2 protein-coding genes are annotated in these 1,945 nt (G+C 70.3%); one reads left to right on the plus strand and one right to left on the minus strand.

The window, feature by feature from the left end:
• The coding region (locus tag A5646_RS25865) for a pyridoxal phosphate-dependent aminotransferase (protein ID WP_067025310.1) at positions 1-1,113 on the minus strand (1,113 nt) is incomplete at its 3' end.
• A gap of 280 nt (positions 1,114-1,393) precedes the next feature.
• Here A5646_RS25865 and A5646_RS25870 point away from each other — a divergent pair.
• Positions 1,394-1,945 (plus strand): beta-ketoacyl synthase N-terminal-like domain-containing protein (locus A5646_RS25870; protein WP_304441932.1); only part of this gene is annotated, 552 nt, incomplete at its 3' end.

Consider the following 1,945-nt stretch of genomic DNA (forward strand, 5'->3'; position numbering starts at 1 on the left):
GGTGAAGCGCACCAAGTGATTCCACACGTCGGCCGGACCGCTCGCCGCCGCGGGGTCACGGAACGCCGACAGCGGGATCGCGGCAACGCCAACCTTTTCCGGCAGCGCCGCGCAGAACTCGCTGCTGTCGTCGTATCCCAGCGGACGCGGATCGGCGCACAGGAAGTACGTGCCGGCGCTGTCGTGCACCTCGAACCCGACGTCGATCAGCCCGGCGGCCAGTCGATCGCGTCTGGCCTGCAGCGTGGCGCGCAGGTCGTCCACCCATGCGTCCTCCGTGTCCAGGGCCAGCGCCACCGCCGGCTGGAACGGCGCGCCGCCGACATAGCTCAGGTACTGTTTGGCCGCGCGTACCCCGGCGATCAGATGCGCTGGGCCGCAAGCCCATCCGATCTTCCAGCCGGTGCAGTTGAACATCTTGGCCGCGCTGGAGATGGTGATGGTGCGCTCGGCCATGCCGTCGAAGCCTGCCAGCGGCACGTGTCGGTGGCGGTCGAATACCAGGTGCTCGTAGACCTCGTCGGTGATCACCAGCAGGTCGGCCGCGACCGCCACCTCGGCGATGGCCGCCAACTCTTCGGCACGCAGCACCGTGCCGGTCGGGTTGTGCGGTGAGTTGACGATCAGCGCCCGGGTCCGGGGCGTGACCGCCCGGCGCAGCGCGTCGGCGTCCAGGGCGAAGCCGCGACCGTGGGGGACCAGGGGCACGGCCACCCGTTGCGCGGAGGCCATCGCCACCACCGGCGAGTAGGAGTCGTAGAACGGCTCGATCAGCAGGACCTCGGAGCCCGGCTCGACCAGGCCGATCACCGCCGAGGCGATGGCCTCGGTCGCCCCGACCGTCACCAGCACCTCGGTGTCGGGGTCGTAGTCGATGCCGTAGCGGCGCCGGCGCTGGGCGGCGATGGCGTGGCGCAGCGGCGCGATGCCGATGCCCGGGGGGTACTGGTTGACGCCGTCGGCGATGGCCTCCTGGGCGGCCTTGAGCATGGCCGGGGGGCCGTCCTCGTCGGGAAACCCCTGGCCCAGGTTCACTGCTCCGATGCGCGCGGCCAGCGCCGACATCTCGGCGAACACCGTGGTCGCGTAGGGGCGCAGTCGCTCCACCGTCATGGTGGTCGAGCTTAGGCGTGGCCGGCCACGGCCAGTGCCCGGGACGCCCACCAGCCAGCGTGAAGTTAGGCGCACACTCGTCGCCGAGCGTGAACGTAGTTGCACGTTCGGCCGGGGCCGCCGCCCGAGGCAGCGAGCCGACGCGTGGCGTGCGTCACTCGGTGCCTCTGAGCTGCGCGATCTGCCCAACCAACAGGTTGGCCGGGGACCCTGTTAGGGTGGGGCCGGAATCTATCTCGAAGACGGATTCGAACCCTATTCGTCAGAACAGGAAGTCGCCATGTCCGAAGAAGCTTTTATCTATGAGGCCATCCGCACCCCGCGGGGCAAGCAGCGCAACGGTTCGCTGAACGAGGTCAAGCCGCTCAACCTGGTCGTGGGCCTGGTGGACGAGCTGCGCCGGCGGTTCCCGGACCTGGACGAGAACCTGATCAGCGACATGATCCTGGGCGTTGTGTCCCCGGTCGGTGACCAGGGCGGCGACATCGCCCGCACTGCGGTGCTGGCCGCCGGCCTGCCGGAGACCACCGGCGGCGTGCAGCTCAACCGGTTCTGCGCCTCCGGCCTCGAGGCCGTCAACACCGCCGCCCAGAAGGTCCGGTCCGGCTGGGACGACCTGGTGCTGGCCGGCGGTGTCGAGTCGATGAGCCGGGTGCCGATGGGCTCCGACGGCGGTGCCTGGGCGACCGACCCCGAGACCAACTACCAGATCGGCTTCGTGCCCCAGGGCATCGGCGCCGACCTGATCGCCACCATCGAGGGCTTCTCCCGCGACGACGTCGACGCCTACGCGCTGCGCAGCCAGCAGAAGGCCGCCGCGGCGTGGTCGGGC

Origin of the sequence: Mycobacterium sp. 1245499.0, assembly GCF_001673615.1 — a bacterium.
Taxonomy (GTDB): Bacteria; Actinomycetota; Actinomycetes; order Mycobacteriales; family Mycobacteriaceae; genus Mycobacterium; species Mycobacterium europaeum_A.